Source organism: Haemophilus parainfluenzae T3T1, from assembly GCF_000210895.1.
Lineage (GTDB): Bacteria > Pseudomonadota > Gammaproteobacteria > Enterobacterales > Pasteurellaceae > Haemophilus_D > Haemophilus_D parainfluenzae_A.
This window is the reverse complement of record NC_015964.1, coordinates 91501-107828: the sequence shown is the minus strand read 5'-3', so window position 1 is coordinate 107828 and position 16328 is coordinate 91501. Positions and strand designations below refer to the sequence as shown.

Sequence of the window (16328 nt, the reverse complement as noted above, 5' to 3'; positions counted from 1 at the left end):
AGGCTTAAGCTTTAGATTGTGCAGATTGGGTTCGTTCCCATTTTCTTGCAATATAGCTACAAGTTGGGTGCAATGTCAGCTTTTTAGCCTGGATAAAATGAATTAAGGCTTGATAGAGTTTGTCTGCCACACCTTGTCCTCGAAGAGACTCATCAACAAACGTGTGATTAGCATTAATGGTATCGGGTGTTTCATAAAAATAGGTGAGTTTAGCGATTTTCTTTCCTTGCTCATCGAGTAAGAAAAACTCACCCTGTTTACCATTATCTTGATGCTGAAGACTCATTTGATACTCCATTCATCACTGAGATTGGGATCCATGGCAAAATCAGCAGTATCACTTGGAATGGCTTTTTCTTCTGCAGCCCATTCACCTAAATCAATGAGTTGGCAACGTTTGCTGCAAAAAGGGCGAAATTGACTTTCCTGTGTCCAAGGCACTGGCTTTTGACATGTTGGGCAGGGGACTTCAAAAATTTCATCAGACATTTTTCTTTCTCGATTCACTTAAATAAAATTGGTGCAATTCTAGCACTTTTTGTTTTAAGTGCGGTAAGTTTTCTGGCAATTTTGCATCATTTGAAATGATATCATCTGCCCATTTTAATCTTTCTTCTCGGCTGACTTGTGCATTCATAATAGCTTGAATTTGCTGAATATTATTATGATCTCTCGATGATGCACGAGCTATCTGAGTTTTAGGTTTAACATCGATAACAAGCACGCGATCGCAAAGTGTGGTGAGCTTGTTTTCAATAAGCAGTGGAACGACAAACAAGGTATAAGGAGCGGTCTGAGCATTTAACTGCGCTAACATTCTTTCGCGAATAGCGGGATGTAATAAATGATTGAGCCAGTTTTTCTCATTTTCGTCTGCAAATACTTTTTTTCGTAGCTCAGCTCGATTTAATTCTCCCTCTTCAGTCAGAATCGATTTTCCAAAGTGCTCAGCAATTTGAGCCAGCAGCGATGAGCCTTTTTCAACCACTTCTCTTGCCACAATATCCGCATCAACAATGGGTACACCAAGTTCAACAAAGAGATTTGCAATCGTGCTTTTTCCACTACCGATGCCGCCAGTGAGTCCTACAATATAAGTCATGATATTCCTTGCTACTTGATTTAAGAGGAGGATGTTTTACATCCACTTCTTAAACATAATATTTTTCAATGTTGCCAATATATTACATTTATAGGTTGATTGCACTGGTGATGATTAACGATAAGCAAAGAAAGGGCGCGAAAGGTAAAACGGGCTGACGAGAAATCCAATAACCTATGATGCCTAATAGACAGGCAATGAATAAGAAAAGTGGTAAGTGTGCGATGGTGAGATAAGCGCCGATTCCTAAAGCGAGCCAATAATCGCCACGGCCTAACGCTTCCTTCTTATAAAACCATTTAGACAAATGATAGATGATATAAAAAACACCGAAAAAACTAACCGCACTTTCTAAACTTTGAGAAAGGGTTAGAACGGAAAATTCTTGCTGCGAACCAAATAAACCTAGAAAAAATAAAAGTAGGCAAGGTGTAGGTGAAATCAGTTGATAATGCCAGTCTAGCCAACTGATAACAAAAAGTAAGCTAAGCGTAATTGTGAGCCATAAAGTAAATAATTCATCCTGAAGAAAATAACAGAGTACAGCAAAACAGAGTCCAAACCCTAAAAAATAAAGGAAAATATGACCGCACTTTTGAGATTGAATGGCTGCTTTTTCGCTGTGAAACAGGTGCCTATTTTCAGGATAAAGTTCGATATAATTCTGATAAATTTCTTGTTGGAGATTGGGGATAAAACGATCAATATAAAGCCAAGCAAGGATGCCCGCTAAACCACCCAATAAGAAAAAGGCTAATGTTATCACTGGATTACCGAACCCATATTAAAAATTGGCAGATACATGCCCATCATTATGATACCTATTAAACTACCAATGATGAGCATCATTAAAGGCTCTAAAAGTTGGGAAAGTAAATCAATTTGATGATTGAGTTTTTCTTGATAGTTATCAGCAATATGACGCAACATCAACGCAAGTTTTCCACTTTTCTCTCCAATCTGTAGCATTTGTTGTGCTTCCATTGGAAAAAGATGACTACTGACGCTTTCTGAAAATGGATAACCTTGAGAAACCCACTGTAAAATTGACCGCACTTCTTGTTGTAGCAGAATATCACCTTTTAAGGTACGTTGTATTTGCCAGGTTTGTTGTTTGGGGAGGAAGCTATTTAAGGCCGGCGTTAATGCCACACCGGATTGAAGCATTAATTGCAGGTTATGGCTAAAACTAATTAAACGAGAAAGGCAAATGATATTGCCCCAAATCGGCATACGATTAACCAGCGCATTCTTTTTTTGATTTAGCCAAAGAGAATGTTTTAATGCCATCTTCAGCATAAAAATAGCGAAAATACAGACAATCATCAACGCGATAAAATGAAGTTGTAGGAATTGAGACATGGCTAATAACACAGCAGTCAATGTAGGCAGCTCAGCTGAGTTTTCGCCATACATTTCAGCAAATTGTGGTACAACGAAAAGTAGTAAAATCAACGTAAGTGACAGCGAAATACCTAATACCATGGCTGGATAAAGCATAATTTTTTGCAATTTGCGTTGAAGCGTTAATGATTGTGTCCGACGTTCGGCAATTTTAGTGCATACCTCTGCCAGTTTTCCTGTCATTTCTCCCACCTGAATGAGCTGAATTTCTTGAAAATTTAAATACTTTCCTTGTATTTCTAAGCTTTGTGAAAACGGAAGACCACTTTCAATTAACTCAATTAAGGCGCCAAGCCACTGATGCAATCCCAATTGCGTGCAGTTATCTTGCAAAATGTGCAATGCATTTTTTAATGGAATGGCAGAGCTGAGTAGTGTAGCTAGCTGATTTAATAAAGCACTGATCTCAGCATTTTTAGGTTTCTGATTCAGTTGCCAATCTTGTTGCAAGCGAATGTGGCTAAAACCTTTTGCGATTAACTGGAATTGTGCAGCTTGTTTAGATTGGGCAACCAGACTGCCTTTTTGCCATTGTTGTCGCTGATCATAGGCTTGAAAATAAAAGAGTTTTTGCTTTGCCATAGTGATACCTATTTTTTACCTAACACGCGTTGAATTTCGGCGAGATCAGTGATGTGATCTTTCACTTTTTCTAACGCGCTTTGATAAAGTGAATCGAAATCAGTTTGGTAACGGTTGTTTTCGCATTGTAAAAATTGATATACCCCAATACGGCCTTGATACCCCTGATGGCAATCACAAGAATTACCGAAATGTTGACCGCACTTTAAGCAACGTTTGCGTACCAATCGTTGTGCGATAACTAATAAGAGACTGTTTTCAATTTCGTGAGATTGAATACCTAGTTGTTGTAAGCGTGAAATAGCTGAGATGGCATCGTTGGTATGTAAGGTAGAAAGCACTAAATGGCCGGTTTGAGCGGCTCTTAATGCCATTAATGCACTTTCTTCATCTCGAATTTCACCAAGCATAATAATGTCGGGATCTTGTCGTAAAAATGTACGAAGTAATCGGCTAAAATCTAAACCGATTTGCGGATTTACTTGAGTTTGAATGATGCCTTCTAATTCAATTTCAACGGGATCTTCTGCCGTCATAATGTGTTTATCTGGTGTGTTGAGCCATTGAAGTGCGGTATAAAGCGAGATACTTTTTCCACTTCCCGTTGGGCCTGTCACTAGGATTAAACCTTGCGGTTGGCTGAGCGCATGTTGAAATTGACTTTGTTGGTTTTGTGTCATACCCAACTCAGCAAAACTTAGTTGGACAGGTTTATTTTGTTGTAATCGTAATACTGCTTTTTCTCCCCAATGCGTAGGCAAGGTAGAAAGGCGGAAATCTAAAATATCGGAAAATGTGGTTTTGAATTGAAAGCGGCCATCTTGTGGTAATCGAGTTTCACTAATATCCAGTTTGGCTAAGAGTTTGAGGCGAGAAATTACACGATTGGCGAGCGCTTTACTAATAATCGGTTGCGGTTGGAGCACACCATCAATACGTAAACGAATTAATAGCCCACTTGGCTGAGTTTCTAAATGAATGTCTGAGGCATTTTTTTGCAGGGCTGTTTCAAAAATACCATTTAATAATTGAATAACGGGCTCATCATCATTAGATAAATTGGCAGTGCTTTCGTCTTCTGAATGATGATAAAACGTCGTTTGCTCTTCGATTTGATTGGCTTTAGGCGCAAGGGATTGTAAAAGTTGTTTGAGTTCGGCCGTTTCAAATAAAATCGGTTCGACTAATTTTCCACTTAAAAAAGCAAAGGTTTCACAAGCTGCAAGATTATTGAGTGAATCCACTGCAAGCCATAAATGGTGTTCATCTTCTTTAAGAGGGAGCGCAAAGTAACGCAACAGCAATGCTTGTTGCTGTTGGTTTTGTTGCCAATATTGTGGCGAGATATGATAAATCTCGCCATTTTTTGCGATTGCTTGATAAGCCATGTTTCGCTATTTAGCTGAAGAGCAGAAACCCGCAGGGAATAAATCTGCATTGCTTGGGCAAGCAGTTGTCCAGGTGACACCTGATGAGGTTGAGCCTGTCGCCGTTAAAGAATAACTGATCCCATCCAATGCACCATTTCCTGTCACCGTAATCACACCTGATTTTGTGGTAATGGATTTGACATAGCCTTTTGCAGTAGTGATGTCTGCTGCAATGCCATTTGAACCACCTGAACAGTTTGTCGGGGCATTGGTGCTATAGACACATAACTCCACATCAGATTTATAAGGTGTAGATGCTTGCAACAATTCGGAGATAGCCGCTTTTTTGGTATAATTTTGATAAGACGGAATGGCGATCGTCGCGAGAATAGCAATAATCGCAATCACGATCATCAATTCAATTAACGTAAAACCTTTATGTAAAGGTTTAGAAAAAGTCAGTTTCATTAAATTAAATTTCCTTTTGGTTGAATAAAAAAATGCTAGGATTGGCTGCAACATTGTGTAAAAGGGAAAAATGAAAGTAAAACTGACTGCACTTCTTTTGCGATCTCGATCGCAAAAATGAAATTTAATCGCAGAAAAACAGATGAATAAGATAAAAAATGGCTGGTTAAGCCAGGCAAGAAAAGTGATTTCACCACATTTTGATGAACGTCCTGATGTAACGGATATTTCATTACTCGTCATTCATTACATCAGTTTGCCACCAGAACAATTTGGTGGGGGATATGTAGATGACTTTTTCCAAGGTAAACTCGATCCAACCATCCATCCCTATTTTGAGGAAATTTATCAATTTCGCGTGTCTGCCCATTGTTTAATTGAACGGGATGGCAAGGTGACACAGTATGTTAGTTTCAATGATAGAGCATGGCATGCGGGGCTTTCTTGCTTTGAAGGACGTGATAAATGTAATGATTTTGCGATTGGGATTGAGCTAGAGGGCAGTAATGAACAACCTTTTACAGCGGAGCAATACCAAGTGCTTGCTGCATTAACACGAGATATCATGCAAGCTTACCCGAAAATAACGCTCGATCGTATCGTTGGGCATTGCGATATTTCACCTGGTCGTAAGATCGATCCAGGTCAATATTTTGAATGGGAACGCTATTTAGCGTTAGTCAAAAAATGTTTGGATGAAAAATAACCACTAAAATTTTTACTTGAATGTGAATAATATGGTGTCTGTGAATAAGCGTTATCTTTATGAAATTAAAGATAAAACTTCTTCTCAAAAATCGATGGTAAATTGCTAAGAAGAGTTATGCAACAGTCACCATTTGCTCAATCACAATTTTATCCACAGAAATATTGAATAACTCACCGCTGTTATTTCTTCACCAAGCCAGAAATGTTTAAACTAAAAAATAGCTGAATTTTTGACCACACTTTGATGAGAAAAAGTGCGGTCATTTTTTTTGGAAAATTTTTGATTAAAGGTTATGCAAAAATGAAAAAAGTGAAGTGTGAAAAGCGGTTTTTAATTTTTATACACAGTTAAATTTAGACTATCCAAGTGTTACCCACAGAGTTATCCACAATAGGCTAAATATGCCCATTCGGTTGATAAAAAAGCGAATTTATGAAACAATCTGCAAATTATTTTTGTACAAAATTTAAGGTGAACGATAGTGATCGATTTTGATGGCTACCGTCCAAATGTAGGCATTGTCATTTGTAATCGCAAAGGGCAGGTGCTTTGGGCTAAACGATACGGGCAGAATTCGTGGCAATTCCCGCAAGGTGGAATTAACGATAATGAAAGTGCCGAACAAGCCATGTATCGTGAATTATATGAAGAGGTTGGCTTGCAACCCAAAGATGTGAAGGTGCTTTACGCGTCTAAACATTGGTTGCGTTATAAGCTGCCGAAAAGATTGCTGCGTTATGACAGCAAACCCGTGTGTATTGGGCAAAAACAACGTTGGTTTTTGTTGCAATTAGTGGGGGATGAAAAAAATATTAATATGAACACAACAAAATCACCGGAATTTGATGGATGGCGTTGGGTAAGTTTTTGGTATCCCGTACGTCAGGTTGTGTCCTTTAAGAAAGATGTTTATCGCAAAGCGATGAAAGAGTTTGCCCAAGTGATGTTTGGCAACGAAAAAACATTGCTTGAAAATTCGCAAGAGCATGAGACAAATAAGCCTTATCATGCACCGCGTAAAAATAGTTCTTCTAAATATCAAAAACGTTCATTTTATAAATCAAGGGGGCAATAATGCTCACTTTTATTCTACTTTGTTTACTTGTCGGGTCTGTTGTTGGTTTTCTTGCCGGATTATTTGGCATTGGTGGTGGGTTAATTATCGTCCCAACCTTGGTTTATTTATTGCCGATGGTAGGCGTACCTGAACCCTTGCTGATGTCCACCGCATTAGGGACTTCATTTGCAACCATTGTGATTACTGGATTTTCTTCTGCACAGCGTCATCATAAACTAGGTAATATAGTCTGGCGTGCCGTGAAAGTATTGGCACCGATGGTGATGATCTCGGTCTTTATCTCTGGTTTGTTTATTGGCAAACTTGATCGTGATGTATCAGCCAAAATCTTTGCCTGTTTAGTCGTATATTTAGCGGCAAAAATGGTGATTTCTATTAAGAAAAACACAGGGAAAACCAAACCTTTAACAACACAAGCATCTGTTATCGGTGGTATTTTAATTGGGATGGCATCAAGTGCAGCAGGCGTTGGCGGTGGCGGTTTTATCGTGCCATTTTTAAATTCCCGCGGGATTGATATGAAAAAAGCCATCGGTTCTTCTGCATTCTGTGGGGCACTTCTTGGTTTATCAGGCATGCTGAGCTTTATGGTGAGTGGTTGGGGTAATCCTTCCATGCCAGATTATTCCCTAGGTTATGTTTATTTGCCTGCCGTGCTTGGTATTACGGGCACTTCATTCTTCACTTCTAAACTAGGGGCAACAGCCACCTCCAAACTCCCTGTGCCAACCTTGAAAAAAGGCTTTGCCTTGCTATTAGTTGCGATCGCAGTTGATATGTTTATTAAATAAGGAATGTTATGAATTCAGAATTTTTGATGCTTCCGCATTTTGATCCGACTATTTTTACTTTTGGTAATAGCAATATAGGGCTGCGTTGGTATGGCTTAATGTATCTATTAGGCTTTATCTTTGCTCGTTGGTTAGCCGTTCGCCGTGCTAATAAGCCAAATAGTGGTTGGACCGTCGATCAAGTTGATACGTTACTTTTTAATGCTTTTATGGGGGTATTTTTAGGGGGACGTATTGGGGATGTTTTCTTCTATAACTTTGGTCATTTTATACAAGATCCACTGTATTTATTCCGTGTTTGGGAAGGGGGAATGTCATTCCATGGTGGATTAATTGGGGTGATTATTTCAATGATTTGGACCTCTTATTCTCAAAAAAGAAGCTTCTGGCGGACAGCAGATTTTATGGCGCCTTTGATTCCATTTGGTTTAGGGATGGGGCGAATTGGTAACTTCATCAATTTAGAACTTTGGGGACGAGAAACCAATGTTCCTTGGGCCATGATTTTTCCAAATGATCCTTTGTTATTACCACGCCATCCTTCACAGCTTTATGAGGCGTTCTTAGAAGGTTTCGTGTTGTTTATTATTCTGAATGTCTTTATTAAAAAGCCTCGCCCTGCAGGTTCTGTAGCAGGATTATTCCTTGTTGGTTACGGGATTTTCCGTTTTATCGTTGAATATGTTCGTGAGCCCGAAGTGGAATCTTTCTTAGGCATCATGACACGTGGTCAAGCCCTTTGCTTACCGATGATTATTGGCGGTGGATTAATTATGGCATGGGCATACAATCGCGCAAAAAGTGCGGTTCATCAGTAAGGAGTTTTTTATGAAACAATATTTAGACCTTTGTCGACGCATTGTAAATGAAGGTGAGTGGGTTGCTAATGAGCGTACTGGCAAGCGTTGCCTTACTGTGATTAATGCGGATTTAGAATATGATGTTGCGAATAATCAATTCCCCTTAATTACCACGCGAAAAAGCTATTGGAAAGCGGCGATTGCGGAGTTTTTAGGTTATATCCGTGGTTACGATAATGCCGCGGACTTCCGTAAGCTTGGCACCAAAACATGGGATGCTAATGCCAATGAAAATGCCGCTTGGCTTGCCAATCCACATCGTAAAGGCACCGATGATATGGGCCGCGTTTATGGTGTGCAAGGCCGAGCATGGCGTAAACCGAATGGCGAAACCATCGACCAACTTCGTAAAATTGTGAACAATTTAAGTCGAGGCATTGATGATCGTGGTGAAATCCTGACTTTCTTTAATCCGGGTGAATTTGATCTTGGCTGTTTGCGCCCTTGTATGCACACACATACTTTCTCTTTAGTAGGCGATACATTGCACTTAACGAGCTATCAGCGTTCTTGTGATGTGCCACTTGGTTTAAACTTCAATCAAATTCAAGTTTTTACTTTCCTTGCATTAATGGCGCAAATTACTGGTAATAAACCGGGTAAGGCATATCATAAAATTGTAAATGCGCATATTTATGAAGACCAACTAGAGTTAATGCGTGATGTGCAACTAAAACGTGAGCCATTCCCTTCGCCTAAATTAGAAATTAATCCTGATATTAAAACCCTTGAAGATCTTGAGACTTGGGTGACCATGGATGATTTCAAGGTGGTGGGTTATCAATCTCACGAACCAATCAAATATCCTTTCTCAGTTTAGGCATTCAACGTGCGGTCAGATTTAGACGAGAAATTTATGCAACACGCCCTGATGCTTGCCGATCGTGCAGAAGCACTCGGTGAGATTCCTGTCGGGGCAGTGTTGGTGGATGATGAAGGAAATATTCTCGGTGAAGGCTGGAATTTATCTATCATTGAACATGATCCGACCGCTCACGCTGAAATTGTTGCATTGCGTAACGCTGCACAAAATATTCAAAATTATCGTCTGCTCAATACTACACTCTATGTCACCCTTGAGCCTTGTACTATGTGTGCGGGTGCGATTTTACATAGCCGGATTAAACGATTAGTCTTCGGTGCATCAGATTATAAAACTGGAGCTGTAGGTTCTCGCTTTCATTTCTTTGATGATTATAAAATGAATCATACGTTAGAAATTACGTCTGGCGTGCTCGTAGAAAAGTGCGGTCAGAAATTGAGTGATTTTTTCAAAAAAAGACGAGAGCAGAAAAAAGAAGAAAAGCGGGAAAAGAATCTCCCGCTTGATGTTGAGTCGCAATCTTAAATTTGCCAATCAATTTCACTTAAACCATTTTGTTTTAAATATTCGTTAGTTTTAGAAAAATGATGACATCCTAAAAAACCACGATGTGCAGAAAGGGGAGAAGGATGTGGGGCAGTTAAAACGTAATGACGATTGCGATTAATAAATTGCCCTTTTTTCTGCGCATGACTTCCCCAAAGTAAAAATACGACTTTTTCACGATGTTCATTAAGTGCTGCAATCACTTGATCTGTAAAAACTTCCCAACCAAATTTAGCGTGTGAATGAGCCATGCCACGTTCTACGGTCAGCACAGTGTTAAGCAGCAGCACACCTTGCTCCGCCCATTTCACCAAGTAACCATGATTTGGCATGTGAAAACCAGGAATGTCGTTAGCCAATTCTTTATACATATTCAGTAGAGAAGGGGGAATTGCAACCTCAGGTTTAACCGAAAAAGCTAAACCGTGCGCTTGATTTGGGCCATGATAGGGATCCTGTCCTAAAATGACGACTTTCACCTCATCAAATGCCGTATATTTAAAGGCATTAAACACTTCGTCTTGCGGTGGGTAAATGGTTTTCCCCGCGAGTCGCTCTTGATGGACTTGTTGTAGAATGTGTTTAAAGTAAGGTTTTTCTTTCTCTTGACCGATAACATCTGTCCAGGTTTTCATTCTGTATTTCCTTATTGGATAAGCTTGAGCACATTATAAATGAAATTGCTTAGAAAGGCTTTACTAAGAACAATGTTAATTTCTTGTTAAATTTTAAGATATTGTGAGATCTTTTTACATCTAAAACCTTAATCTAGATCAATTTTCTAAAATTAGTCGGAGAAAAGAATCTGTTTTAGGTCAAAATTAATTGAATTCTTCAAATAGTTTGATAAAATTTGCACAGTTTAATAAATATACAACCGCCAAATTAGGAGGCACTTTATGATCAAAGGTATTCAAATTACTCAAGCAGCAAATGACAATCTTTTAAACTCATTCTGGTTATTAGACAGCGAAAAAAATGAAGCTCGTTGTTTATGTGCAAAAGCTGAATTCGCTGAAGACCAAGTAGTCGCAGTAAGTGAATTAGGCCAAATCGAATACCGTGAATTACCGGTAAACGTAGCACCAACTGTTAAAGTTGAAGGTGGTCAACACTTAAACGTGAACGTATTACGTCGTGAAACGTTAGAAGATGCAGTAAACAACCCGGATAAATACCCACAATTAACTATCCGTGTTTCTGGTTACGCAGTACGTTTCAACTCTTTAACGCCAGAACAACAACGCGACGTTATTACTCGTACTTTCACTGAAAGTCTATAATTTCAGTTTGAATGAAAAAAGAAACCCCGAAGTAATTCGGGGTTTTGTTTTATCTAAAAGGTTTGAAAATTTGACCGCACTTTTCCCTTTCATCCCTAGCGATTTCCGCGCTTTTCAGGTACAATCCGCCAGTTAAATTTAATGATTTTTGAGAAAACTAATCTATTTATGAAGAATATTCGCAACTTTTCTATTATTGCCCATATTGACCACGGTAAATCGACCCTTTCTGACCGATTAATTCAGACCTGTGGAGGCCTTTCGGATCGTGAAATGGAAGCGCAAGTGTTGGATTCCATGGATCTTGAGCGTGAGCGCGGTATTACCATTAAAGCGCAAAGTGTAACCTTAAATTATCAAGCGAAAGATGGTGAAACTTACCAATTAAACTTTATCGATACACCAGGACACGTGGACTTCTCTTATGAAGTGTCGCGTTCTCTTGCGGCTTGTGAAGGGGCATTGTTAGTTGTGGATGCGGGACAAGGCGTAGAAGCCCAAACCTTGGCAAACTGCTATACCGCCATTGAAATGGATTTAGAAGTGGTACCGATTTTGAATAAAATCGACTTACCGGCCGCAGATCCTGAACGTGTTGCAGAAGAAATTGAAGACATCGTCGGTATTGATGCGATGGAAGCGGTGCGTTGTTCAGCTAAAACCGGAGTGGGTATCGAAGATGTATTAGAAGAAATTGTTGCGAAAATTCCCGCGCCAGAAGGTGATCCTGATGCACCGTTACAAGCCTTGATTATTGACTCTTGGTTCGATAACTATTTAGGCGTGGTGTCATTAGTTCGTATTAAAAATGGCGTATTGCGTAAAGGCGATAAAATCAAAGTAATGTCTACCGGACAGGCTTACAACGTTGATCGTTTAGGGATTTTTACGCCAAAACAAGTGGATACGACCGTATTAAATACCGGCGAAGTAGGTTGGGTTGTTTGTGCGATTAAAGATATTTTAGGGGCACCAGTAGGGGATACCTTAACGCACCAACACAATCCTGCAAGCCATGTATTGCCAGGCTTTAAGAAAGTAAAACCACAGGTTTATGCGGGTTTATTCCCGGTTAGTTCTGATGATTATGAGGCTTTCCGTGATGCATTAGGTAAATTAAGCCTAAACGATGCATCGCTGTTCTATGAACCAGAGAATTCAACCGCTTTAGGTTTTGGTTTCCGTTGTGGTTTCTTAGGGCTTTTACACATGGAGATCATTCAAGAGCGTTTAGAGCGTGAATATGATCTTGATTTGATTACCACAGCGCCAACTGTAATTTATGAAGTTGAAATGACGAGTGGTGAAGTGGTTTATGTGGACAGTCCAGCGAAATTACCGCCATTGAATAATATTTCAGAAATCCGCGAGCCTATTGCGGAATGTAATATGTTGGTACCACAGGAATTCTTAGGTAACGTAATTACCCTTTGTGTGGAAAAACGTGGCGTACAGACCAATATGGTGTATCACGGTAACCAAATTGCGTTAACTTATGAAATCCCAATGGGCGAAGTGGTATTGGATTTCTTTGACCGCTTGAAATCAACATCGCGTGGTTATGCGTCTTTGGATTATGGTTTCAAACGTTTCCAAGCGGCGGACATGGTGCGAGTGGATATTATGATCAATGGTGATCGTGTTGATGCGTTAGCGTTAATTGTTCATAAAGATAATGCGCCTTATCGTGGTCGTGAGTTAGTTGAAAAAATGCGTGAGCTTATTCCACGTCAACAATTTGATATCGCGATCCAAGCAGCAATAGGTAACCACATTATTGCGCGTTCAACCGTAAAACAATTGCGTAAAAACGTATTAGCAAAATGTTATGGTGGGGACGTGAGTCGTAAGAAAAAACTCTTACAGAAACAAAAAGAGGGTAAAAAACGAATGAAGTCTTTAGGTAACGTGGAAGTGCCGCAAGAAGCGTTTTTAGCGATCTTACACGTTGGTAAAGATAAATAGGAAAGAGCCATGTCGAATGTATTTTTTATTCTGTTGTTAGCCGTGGGATTTGCAGGTTGGAAAGTGTTAGACCATTTTCAGTTGCCTAACACATTCAGTATTTTGTTGCTGATTTTGACCGCACTTTCCGGCATTTTATGGTGTTATCACCGCTTTGCTGTGATGCCGAGACGTCGTCGTCAAATCGCACGCGCAGAACAACGCTCAGGCAAAGCGTTAACGGATGAAGAAAAAGCGAAAATTGAGCCAATTTCAGAAGGTTCAGAATTTATTTCTTCGCTTTTCCCTGTGTTATCCGTGGTATTCCTTGTACGTTCATTTATTTTTGAACCATTTCAAATTCCATCAGGATCAATGCAAGCCACATTATATGTAGGGGATTTTATTGTCGTGAATAAATACACTTATGGCATCAAAGATCCGATTTTCCAAAATACGATTATTGAAGGCAATAAGCCCGAACGTGGTGATGTGATCGTGTTTAAAGCACCGGAGCAAGCGTTGCTTCATACTAGCTTAGGGGCAACGCGAGCAGCATATGCTGAAAACCTTGCATTAACATCTAAAAACAATATGTCTGGAGCAGATTACATTAAACGTATTGTGGGTAAAGGTGGCGATCGCATTATCCTTGATGTTGAAAAAAGCGCTTTAACCATTGTGCATGGTAAAGATGGCAAACCTTGTGAAATAGATTGCCAAGCTAAAGTATTTGAATATAAACAAGAACCAACTAATCCAGCATTCCCAACTCAAGTGGAATATTTGGAAATCGGTGATGTGACACATAAGATTTTAGTCGAGCCAATGCGCCGTTATTCGGGGATTGAGTTCTATCCACAAGAAGGCTTACCTGCTGCAGAATGGATTGTGCCTGAAGGACAATATTTTGTGATGGGAGATAACCGTGATCATAGTGATGACAGCCGTTTTTGGGGATTTGTACCAGAAAAAAATATCGTGGGTAAAGCCACTTATATTTGGATGAGTTTAGAAAAAGAACCAAATGAGTGGCCTACAGGCTTCCGTTTTGACCGTTTCTTTACAAAAATTAATTAATATGAATCATTTAGATCGTCTAGAACGAAAAATTGGTTATCAATTTTCCGATCTAAAAAATTTAAAATTGGCACTGACACACCGCAGTGCCTCCACTCAACATAATGAACGTCTCGAATTTCTAGGTGATTCAATTCTCAATTATGTCATCGCGGATGCGCTTTATCATCAATTCCCTCGTTGTAATGAAGGTGAACTGAGTAGAATGCGTGCCACATTAGTCCGTGAGCCGACCCTGGCGATAATTGCCCGCAATTTTGAGCTTGGGGATTATATGTCCTTAGGTTCTGGCGAGTTGAAAAGTGGGGGCTTTCGCCGAGAATCTATTTTGGCGGATTGTGTTGAAGCAGTAATTGGCGCAATGGCATTAGATTCAAGCTTTGATAAAGCAGCAGATATTGTGCGTAGCTGGTATAAAACTTTACTCGCCGAAATTAAACCGGGTGATAACCAAAAAGATGCCAAAACGCGCTTGCAAGAGTATTTACAAGGTAAGCATTTTGCCTTGCCAACTTATGAAGTGATTAAAATAGAAGGGGAGGCGCATTGCCAAACCTTCACCGTAGAATGTACAGTAAAAAATGTACCCAATATTGACCGCACTTTTATTGCGAAAGGTTCTAGCCGCCGTAAAGCAGAACAAGCGGCCGCAGAACAAATCTTAAAAACATTGGAAATTAAATGACCGAATTAAATCAAGAACAAGAGACCTATTGTGGCTTTATCGCTATCGTAGGCCGCCCAAATGTAGGGAAATCTACCCTGTTAAATAAAATTTTGGGACAAAAAATCTCGATTACGTCTCGCAAGGCGCAAACTACGCGTCACCGTATTGTGGGAATTAAAACGGAAGGTATCTACCAGGAAATTTACGTCGATACACCGGGGCTTCATATCGAAGAAAAACGCGCGATTAACCGTTTAATGAACCGTGCAGCAAGCTCAGCAATCGGGGATGTGGATCTCATTATTTTTGTTGTAGATGGTACACATTGGAATGCCGATGATGAAATGGTGTTAAATAAATTACGTAATGCCAAAGCGCCTGTCGTACTCGCCATCAACAAAGTTGATAACATCAAGAATAAAGATGATTTGTTGCCATTTATTACTGATTTAGGCAGTAAATTTGACTTTGCTCACATTGTGCCGATTTCTGCGCAACGTGGTAATAACGTGCATCAATTAGAGAAAATTGTTCGTCAGTCCTTGCGTAAAGGCGTTCACCACTTCCCAGAGGATTATGTGACAGACCGTTCACAGCGTTTTATGGCGTCAGAAATTATCCGTGAAAAATTAATGCGTTTTACTGGTGAAGAATTACCTTATTCTGTGACGGTTGAAATTGAACAATTTAAAGTAAATGAGCGTGGTACTTATGAAATCAATGGCTTGATTTTAGTTGAGCGCGAAGGTCAAAAGAAAATGGTGATCGGTGCTCAAGGGCAAAAAATTAAAACCATTGGTATGGAAGCGCGCGCTGACATGGAACGCTTATTTGATAATAAAGTACACCTTGAACTTTGGGTCAAAGTGAAGTCTGGTTGGGCAGACGATGAACGCGCCTTAAGAAGTCTAGGTTATATGGATGAATAAAAACTTGAGTAATACTCTATACTATTCTATTATTAGCAAAATTTTTATGTTTACTAATAAAAACAAGGAGATGGTAGATGAGTATCTATGCCTTAAAACCCAAATTTCAAAATTTACTTCGGCCTTTAGTTAGGCAATTAGCGGCAAAAGGCGTAACAGCAAATCAAGTTACGCTAATTGCTTGCTTACTTTCAATTTTATTAGGTGTGGTTCTCGCACTATTTCCGACATTTTCCACTCTTTTCTTCCTTATTCCTATTTGGTTGTTTTTGCGTATGGCGTTAAATGCTGTTGATGGCATGCTAGCACGCGAATTTAATCAAAAAAGTCGATTAGGGGGTTATCTTAATGAAATTACTGATGTTGTCTCTGATGCAGCACTTTACCTTCCTTTTGCTTTTGTTGCGCCTTTTGATGGTATTCAAATCTCAAGTATTATTTGGCTTGCCGCGTTGAGTGAGTTATGTGGCATTCTAGGTCAAGTTCAAGGCAAAACGCGTCGTTATGATGGTCCAATGGGTAAAAGCGATCGTGCGTTTGTGTTTGGTGTACTCGGTTTACTCTATGCGGTGAATGGTAGCTTGCATTCACTTTTCTGGTGGGTAGCCAATATCCTGATTATCTTGCTCATCGTGACTTGTATTAAGCGTGTGAAAAATGGTTTAGCGGAAGTGACGGAGTAATAGGAGTAA

At 39.6% G+C, this 16328-nt stretch carries 20 protein-coding genes; 12 read left to right on the top strand and 8 right to left on the bottom strand.

The genetic code is table 11. The annotated features are described in order from the left end of the window. Positions 1-4 precede the first annotated feature (4 nt). From PARA_RS00565 to ppdD, 7 genes are all read right to left on the bottom strand, one after another. The gene (locus PARA_RS00565) at positions 5-286 is read right to left on the bottom strand and encodes a GNAT family N-acetyltransferase (protein ID WP_014064065.1); all 282 of its coding nucleotides are present in this window, start codon (positions 284-286) and stop codon (positions 5-7) included. Continuing rightward, positions 283-489, bottom strand: coding sequence for a DNA gyrase inhibitor YacG (yacG, locus tag PARA_RS00560; RefSeq protein WP_005695505.1), 207 nt, complete (start codon positions 487-489; stop codon positions 283-285). Before yacG ends, PARA_RS00565 begins: the two co-directional genes overlap by 4 nt. Continuing rightward, positions 482-1102: a dephospho-CoA kinase gene (coaE, locus tag PARA_RS00555; RefSeq protein WP_014064064.1), complete on the bottom strand. Its 621-nt coding sequence runs from the start codon at positions 1100-1102 to the stop codon at positions 482-484. The genes yacG and coaE overlap by 8 nt, the downstream gene beginning before the upstream one ends. Positions 1103-1190: 88 nt before the next feature. Next, on the bottom strand, positions 1191-1868 hold the full coding sequence (locus PARA_RS00550) for a prepilin peptidase (protein ID WP_014064063.1): 678 nt from the start codon (positions 1866-1868) through the stop codon (positions 1191-1193). Beyond that, the gene (locus PARA_RS00545; protein WP_014064062.1) at positions 1865-3088 is read right to left on the bottom strand and encodes a type II secretion system F family protein; all 1224 of its coding nucleotides are present in this window, start codon (positions 3086-3088) and stop codon (positions 1865-1867) included. The genes PARA_RS00550 and PARA_RS00545 overlap by 4 nt, the downstream gene beginning before the upstream one ends. An 8-nt stretch (positions 3089-3096) precedes the next feature. After that, positions 3097-4476, bottom strand: a complete 1380-nt coding sequence (locus PARA_RS00540; protein WP_014064061.1) for a GspE/PulE family protein — start codon at positions 4474-4476, stop codon at positions 3097-3099. Between the two features lie 6 nt (positions 4477-4482). Continuing rightward, complete coding sequence (ppdD, locus tag PARA_RS00535; RefSeq protein WP_014064060.1) at positions 4483-4926, bottom strand: prepilin peptidase-dependent pilin; 444 nt, start codon at positions 4924-4926, stop codon at positions 4483-4485. A 142-nt stretch (positions 4927-5068) separates the two neighbouring features. Here ppdD and ampD point away from each other — a divergent pair, with 142 nt between their 5' ends. The 6 genes from ampD to tadA all read left to right on the top strand — a co-directional run bounded on the left by ampD (position 5069) and on the right by tadA (position 9712). Next, positions 5069-5632, top strand: coding sequence for a 1,6-anhydro-N-acetylmuramyl-L-alanine amidase AmpD (gene ampD / locus PARA_RS00530; RefSeq protein ID WP_014064059.1), 564 nt, complete (start codon positions 5069-5071; stop codon positions 5630-5632). Positions 5633-6116: 484 nt separating this feature from the next. Then, on the top strand, positions 6117-6710 hold the full coding sequence (rppH, locus tag PARA_RS00525; protein ID WP_014064058.1) for an RNA pyrophosphohydrolase: 594 nt from the start codon (positions 6117-6119) through the stop codon (positions 6708-6710). Then, positions 6710-7504, top strand: coding sequence for a sulfite exporter TauE/SafE family protein (locus PARA_RS00520; RefSeq protein WP_014064057.1), 795 nt, complete (start codon positions 6710-6712; stop codon positions 7502-7504). The genes rppH and PARA_RS00520 overlap by 1 nt, the downstream gene beginning before the upstream one ends. A gap of 8 nt (positions 7505-7512) precedes the next feature. Beyond that, positions 7513-8322 carry a prolipoprotein diacylglyceryl transferase gene (gene lgt, locus PARA_RS00515; RefSeq protein ID WP_014064056.1) on the top strand — a complete coding sequence of 270 codons (810 nt, stop codon included), beginning with the start codon at positions 7513-7515 and terminating at the stop codon, positions 8320-8322. Positions 8323-8332: 10 nt separating this feature from the next. Beyond that, complete coding sequence (locus PARA_RS00510) at positions 8333-9184, top strand: thymidylate synthase (RefSeq protein WP_014064055.1); 852 nt, start codon at positions 8333-8335, stop codon at positions 9182-9184. Positions 9185-9220: 36 nt separating this feature from the next. Beyond that, complete coding sequence (gene tadA, locus PARA_RS00505) at positions 9221-9712, top strand: tRNA adenosine(34) deaminase TadA (protein WP_050797950.1); 492 nt, start codon at positions 9221-9223, stop codon at positions 9710-9712. On the opposite strand, the gene ung is transcribed toward tadA, so the two are convergent. Further along, a complete protein-coding gene (gene ung / locus PARA_RS00500; protein ID WP_014064053.1) occupies positions 9709-10368 on the bottom strand; it encodes a uracil-DNA glycosylase in 660 nt (219 codons plus the stop codon). The genes tadA and ung overlap by 4 nt on opposite strands. Positions 10369-10632: 264 nt before the next feature. Between ung and grcA the strand changes: the two genes are divergently transcribed. From grcA to PARA_RS00470, 6 genes are all read left to right on the top strand, one after another. Continuing rightward, positions 10633-11016, top strand: a complete 384-nt coding sequence (grcA, locus tag PARA_RS00495; RefSeq protein WP_005697846.1) for an autonomous glycyl radical cofactor GrcA — start codon at positions 10633-10635, stop codon at positions 11014-11016. A gap of 168 nt (positions 11017-11184) precedes the next feature. Next, on the top strand, positions 11185-12981 hold the full coding sequence (gene lepA, locus PARA_RS00490) for a translation elongation factor 4 (protein ID WP_041918296.1): 1797 nt from the start codon (positions 11185-11187) through the stop codon (positions 12979-12981). Between the two features lie 9 nt (positions 12982-12990). Beyond that, entirely contained in the window at positions 12991-14040 is a 1050-nt protein-coding gene (gene lepB, locus PARA_RS00485; protein ID WP_014064051.1) for a signal peptidase I, read from the top strand. A gap of 1 nt (position 14041) precedes the next feature. Next, positions 14042-14725 carry a ribonuclease III gene (rnc, locus tag PARA_RS00480; RefSeq protein ID WP_014064050.1) on the top strand — a complete coding sequence of 228 codons (684 nt, stop codon included), beginning with the start codon at positions 14042-14044 and terminating at the stop codon, positions 14723-14725. Further along, the gene (era, locus tag PARA_RS00475) at positions 14722-15636 is read left to right on the top strand and encodes a GTPase Era (protein ID WP_014064049.1); all 915 of its coding nucleotides are present in this window, start codon (positions 14722-14724) and stop codon (positions 15634-15636) included. The genes rnc and era overlap by 4 nt, the downstream gene beginning before the upstream one ends. A 77-nt stretch (positions 15637-15713) precedes the next feature. Further along, the gene (locus PARA_RS00470; RefSeq protein WP_014064048.1) at positions 15714-16319 is read left to right on the top strand and encodes a CDP-alcohol phosphatidyltransferase family protein; all 606 of its coding nucleotides are present in this window, start codon (positions 15714-15716) and stop codon (positions 16317-16319) included. Positions 16320-16328 lie beyond the last annotated feature (9 nt).

Bases quoted from the DNA above. Each gene is read 5' to 3' on its own strand.
- PARA_RS00565 (WP_014064065.1), bottom strand. From the start codon at position 286: ATGAGTCTTCAGCATCAAGATAATGGTAAACAGGGTGAGTTTTTCTTA.
- yacG (WP_005695505.1), bottom strand. From the start codon at position 489: ATGTCTGATGAAATTTTTGAAGTCCCCTGCCCAACATGTCAAAAGCCA.
- coaE (WP_014064064.1), bottom strand. From the start codon at position 1,102: ATGACTTATATTGTAGGACTCACTGGCGGCATCGGTAGTGGAAAAAGC.
- PARA_RS00545 (WP_014064062.1), bottom strand. From the start codon at position 3,088: ATGGCAAAGCAAAAACTCTTTTATTTTCAAGCCTATGATCAGCGACAA.
- PARA_RS00540 (WP_014064061.1), bottom strand. From the start codon at position 4,476: ATGGCTTATCAAGCAATCGCAAAAAATGGCGAGATTTATCATATCTCG.
- ppdD (WP_014064060.1), bottom strand. From the start codon at position 4,926: ATGAAACTGACTTTTTCTAAACCTTTACATAAAGGTTTTACGTTAATT.
- ampD (WP_014064059.1), top strand. From the start codon at position 5,069: ATGAATAAGATAAAAAATGGCTGGTTAAGCCAGGCAAGAAAAGTGATT.
- PARA_RS00520 (WP_014064057.1), top strand. From the start codon at position 6,710: ATGCTCACTTTTATTCTACTTTGTTTACTTGTCGGGTCTGTTGTTGGT.
- lgt (WP_014064056.1), top strand. From the start codon at position 7,513: ATGAATTCAGAATTTTTGATGCTTCCGCATTTTGATCCGACTATTTTT.
- PARA_RS00510 (WP_014064055.1), top strand. From the start codon at position 8,333: ATGAAACAATATTTAGACCTTTGTCGACGCATTGTAAATGAAGGTGAG.
- tadA (WP_050797950.1), top strand. From the start codon at position 9,221: ATGCAACACGCCCTGATGCTTGCCGATCGTGCAGAAGCACTCGGTGAG.
- ung (WP_014064053.1), bottom strand. From the start codon at position 10,368: ATGAAAACCTGGACAGATGTTATCGGTCAAGAGAAAGAAAAACCTTAC.
- grcA (WP_005697846.1), top strand. From the start codon at position 10,633: ATGATCAAAGGTATTCAAATTACTCAAGCAGCAAATGACAATCTTTTA.
- lepA (WP_041918296.1), top strand. From the start codon at position 11,185: ATGAAGAATATTCGCAACTTTTCTATTATTGCCCATATTGACCACGGT.
- lepB (WP_014064051.1), top strand. From the start codon at position 12,991: ATGTCGAATGTATTTTTTATTCTGTTGTTAGCCGTGGGATTTGCAGGT.
- rnc (WP_014064050.1), top strand. From the start codon at position 14,042: ATGAATCATTTAGATCGTCTAGAACGAAAAATTGGTTATCAATTTTCC.
- era (WP_014064049.1), top strand. From the start codon at position 14,722: ATGACCGAATTAAATCAAGAACAAGAGACCTATTGTGGCTTTATCGCT.
- PARA_RS00470 (WP_014064048.1), top strand. From the start codon at position 15,714: ATGAGTATCTATGCCTTAAAACCCAAATTTCAAAATTTACTTCGGCCT.